Below are 4579 nucleotides of genomic sequence, written 5' to 3'. Positions count from 1 at the left end.
ATGAAAAAAATAAAAAAAATTTATAAAAATAATTAAAAAAAAATTATAATTAAAAAAATAAAAAAAGTTAAAAAACAATTAAAAAAATAATTTTAAAAAATTAAATATTTTAACTATTTTCCTTAATGTTCAAAAGCTTGTTTATTGAGTTGATAACTGCAACCACACTTGAAAGAATCACATCTTCTCTTGTAGCTCTTCCTGTTGCTCTGTGACCATCTTTATCTGAAACCAATACGAAGGTTTCTGCCAAAGCATCGGTACCGCCAGTGATAGCTTCAAGTCTGTACTCATCAAGTGTTATGTCAACTGTTTCCTTTACAAGTGATTTGATAGCTCCAATCGCTGCATCAATTGGACCGACACCAATTTGGGAAGTTTCTAAAATCTCACCCTCAATTGATAATTTTAGGGTTGCTGTTGCAGATACGGATTCTCCAGTCATCACATTAAGTCCAAGCAATTTGATGTATTCCTTACCTGTTGTAGTAAGTTCAGTAATCACGATTGATTTCAAGTCTTCATCTGTAACGCTTATTCCCTTATCACCAAGGGTCTTTACTTGATTATAGATGTTTTCAAACTGCTTTTCTGAAACATCCAAGTTGAATGAGTCCAATTTGGATTTGATGCTGGCACGACCAGTATGTTTTCCAAGAGCTATTCTTCTGTGGTGGCCTACCATTTCTGGAGGTATAGGTTCATATGTTGCTGAATGCTTTAGTATTCCATCAACATGTATTCCAGATTCATGTGTAAACACATTTTCTCCTACAATTGGCTTTTGAGGAGGCAATTTTATGTTTGTAATTGATCCAATGAAATTTGAAGTGTTGAATAGTTTGGTTGTATCCACATTGATATTTGCACCATATGCTATTTTCAAACCTACAACGAGCTCTTCAAGACATGTATTTCCTGCTCTCTCACCAATACCATTTATGGTACAGTGCACTTGATTTGCACCTTCTTCAACTCCTATTATTGAATTTCCCACAGCAAGTCCAAAGTCATTGTGGAAGTGTAGGCTTATAGGCATGTTGAGTTTCTTTCTAAGTGTTCTAATCAAATGTCTTGTTGTAACTGGAGTCAATATTCCTACAGTATCTGGAACATTAATTATATCTGTTCCTGCATCTTCAACAGCCTTGTAGAATTCTATCAGATAATTCATTTCTGTTCTTGTAGAATCCTCTGCTGAAAACTCAACTGTAAGTCCATGGTCCTTTGCATATTCCACTGCTGAAACAGCTTGATTGATAATCTCTGTCTTGGACTTCTTCAGCTTATAATCTCTGTGAAGCGGTGAAGTTCCTATGAATAAATGTGCATAATCCAAATCACAATCTAAAATGGCATCAATATCTTTTTCCAATACCCTTGCAAGACTACTGATTTTTGCATCTAATCCTAAATCCCCAATGGTTTTTGCAGATTCCATTTCACCTTGGGATACTGCAGGATAACCTACCTCTATGGTGTCAACTCCAAGTTCATCTAGTTTTTGAGCCACTCTGATTTTTTCGTCTACTGTTAAAGCAACACCTGGAGCCTGTTCACCATCTCTTAAGGTAGTGTCAAATATCTTGATTTTATCAGGGATTTTTAGTTCCTTCTTCGCTTCTTCCATATTTACAGCAAACATTTTTCCCTTCCTTTTTTGATTTTATCAATTATAAGTTTATTAGTCATGTTCTTTTATTATCTTTATTTAATAATTATTATTTAAAATTTTTCAGTTCTATCAATAGTTATCCAAGGCACTTTGATAGTTTCCATCCAACTTAATGTAAGGTTCTGCCCTTTTCACAACAACCCCTATTCTTTGGAGTTCCTCAAGTTTTTTGAATGGCTTGTTTTTACGTATGGCCATGATTTTCCTTGCAGATTTTGGACCTATTCCTGGGACACGAATCAAGTTTTTATATGTTGCATAGTTTATTTCTACAGGGAATATGTCCATTTCTCTTGCAGCTAAAATCTTAGGATCCTCATTTAGGTAGAGCTTGTCATTATCATCAAAGACAAGTTCCTTAACATCAAATTTATAATCGCTCAACAATGCATCTGCATGGTAAAGCTTTGCAGTCCTGTTTGTATTGCAGGATTCCTTTTTCTCGAACTCTGTGCCTTCCACAGGTGAAAATGCACTGAAGTAGCTGCGTCTAAGGTCCACTTTCTTATAGAGACTTTCCATTCTCTTGAGGATTTCAAGGTCTGTCTCATCATTGGCTCCCACTATCAGTTGGGTGGTATGGCCGGATTTTGCAAATCCTGGATTTTTCTTTGCAATGTCATTCATCCAGTCCAATCTTTTCAGTATGTCCTTATTGTAATCTTTTGTGGAAGTGATTTCGCTTAGGCCATCCTTTGTTGCCGCCTCTATGTTCAAACTTACTCTATTTGCTAAGCTCATCGCTCTTTTAATTGAATCTTTAGAGGCGCCTGGAATGATTTTAAGATGTATATAATCATCATATCCATAGTCTTTTCTTAGGATTCTTGCAGTTTCTATGGTCTTTTCCATTGTGTTGTCTATGGTATCGCCTATTCCTGAACTTAAGAAAAGGCCGTTGACATATCCATTGTTATAGTAATGAAGGAATGCCCTTGACAATTCTTCAGGACTCAATTCAAGTCTTGTAAAATCACGTCTGCTTTGGTTTATGCAATATTTGCAGTCGTTTTTACATTTATTTGTCATCAAGGTTTTAAAAAGAGGTATCTTGCATCCGTTATGTCCTGTAGCATGATATATCCCTGGCAGATTTACTTGAGAGCTCTTGCTATGGCTAACATAATCGCAGAGATCATATTGTGCACTATCCGCCAAAACTTGCATTTTTTCTAATGTAGACATTCTTTCCCTCTTTTCAATTCATCAAATTATTATTCTTTAATTAATTAATAATATCTTTATAGTTATTTATAAATATTAACAATACATTATAAAAATCTACATATGATACAAATATTTATTCTAATCTAATTTTAATTATTACTTTTTTTACTAAAATCCCTTATTTTTATTATTTTTCTTAAAAATCATCTTTAATTTAAGATAATTCATTCGTGTTTTAAGAAAATTTTATATAAAATATATGCTAATGTAATAATATGAAAGTCGTACTTGCTGGAACTGGAAGTGCTGTAGGAAAAACTACTATTTCTACTGGAATCATGAAGGCACTTCAAGATGAAAATGTTCAACCATTTAAGGTTGGCCCGGATTTTATAGATCCTTCTTACCACACTATCGCTACTGGTAACGTGTCAAGGAATTTGGATTCCTTTTTCATGACTGAATCCCAAATCATCAACTCTTTTGAAAGGGGATTGAAAAAGTCCAATTCCAAGATGGGAATCATAGAAGGAGTGAGAGGTTTATATGAAGGAATCAGCCCTATAAGCGACATAGGAAATACAGCCTCTATTGCAAAAGCTTTAGATGCACCAGTAGTATTGCTTATGGATTCTCGCAGTTTGGTTAAAAGTGCAGCTGCGGTTGTTTTGGGCTTTAAAGCTCTTGACCCTGAAATTCGTATTGAAGGAGTTATTTTAAATAAAGTTAAGGGTAAAAGACATTATTTAAAGGCTAAAGAGTCTGTTGAAAAATTAGCAAAAGTTCCAGTTATCGGTGGCATTCCACGTAATGAGGAAATTGCAGTTGAAGAGAGACATTTAGGTTTGGTTCCTGCTCTTGAAAAGGAGAAGATCAATAGAAACATTGAACTTTGGGGTAAGATTGCAGAGGAATATATAGACTTGGATGCTCTAAAAAGCATAATGAAAACAAGCAGTAAATCAACTGTAAAGGACAATATGAATAAGGCCTTCGAAGAACATGAAGATGAGTTTAACAAGCACCATAATGAAGCTATTGAACTTGAAGTCACCAACGGTGCCAAACCGGGAGAATTATGGAAAACAGGCAATAAGACTCCTTTGAAGATTGGTGTTGCAATAGATGAGATATTCACATTTTACTATAAGGAGACTTTGGAATCCCTTGAAGAAAATGGTGCCAAGATTGTTCCATTCAGTCCATACAAGGATGAGGAAATCCCAGATGTTGATGCTCTTTATATTGGTGGAGGATATCCTGAAGTCTTTAAGAAGGATTTATCTGAAAATGAATCCATGTTGAAATCAATCAACAAATTCCACAATGAGGATAGGCCTATTTATGGGGAATGCGGTGGATTGATCTATCTATCCAAATCCATAGACGGTTTGGATATGGTGAATGCAATACCTTACAGTTCTGAGATGACTCCTAAAGTTCAAGGATTGAATTATGTTGTTGCACGTTCAAATCAGGATAACCTTATTTCTGATGAAGGCGATGTATTCAGAGCTCATGAGTTCCATTACACCAAACTCAACATTGACAGTACAAAAGGTCTTGTCTTTGATGTATTGAGGGGTAGAGGTGTATTGAATAATATGGATGGTGTAAGTGTTAGGAACACTTTAGCTAACTATATTCATATTCATGCATGTTCACATCCTAACTTCGGATACAATTTCACCAGAAATATTTCTGAGTTGAAGTCGGATCGTAGCCATGTCGTTCTGT

General features: G+C 35.0%; 3 protein-coding genes. 1 reads left to right on the top strand and 2 read right to left on the bottom strand.

Features of this window, described 5'->3' with window-relative positions; genetic code table 11:
• Positions 1 to 109: 109 nt before the first annotated feature.
• Positions 110 to 1645: a 2-isopropylmalate synthase gene (locus ACKI67_RS07030; RefSeq protein ID WP_407462753.1), complete on the bottom strand. Its 1536-nt coding sequence runs from the start codon at positions 1643 to 1645 to the stop codon at positions 110 to 112.
• A gap of 99 nt (positions 1646 to 1744) precedes the next feature.
• Positions 1745 to 2860: a radical SAM protein gene (locus ACKI67_RS07025; protein WP_407462752.1), complete on the bottom strand. Its 1116-nt coding sequence runs from the start codon at positions 2858 to 2860 to the stop codon at positions 1745 to 1747.
• Positions 2861 to 3117: 257 nt separating this feature from the next.
• On the opposite strand from ACKI67_RS07025, the gene cfbB reads away from it, so the two are divergent.
• The coding region (gene cfbB / locus ACKI67_RS07020) for a Ni-sirohydrochlorin a,c-diamide synthase (protein WP_407462751.1) at positions 3118 to 4579 on the top strand (1462 nt) is incomplete at its 3' end.

This window comes from Methanobrevibacter sp. (assembly GCF_045577275.1).
GTDB lineage: Archaea > Methanobacteriota > Methanobacteria > Methanobacteriales > Methanobacteriaceae > Methanobrevibacter.
Note: the sequence above shows the minus strand (reverse complement) of the source record. Positions and strands in the feature narration are given on the sequence as shown.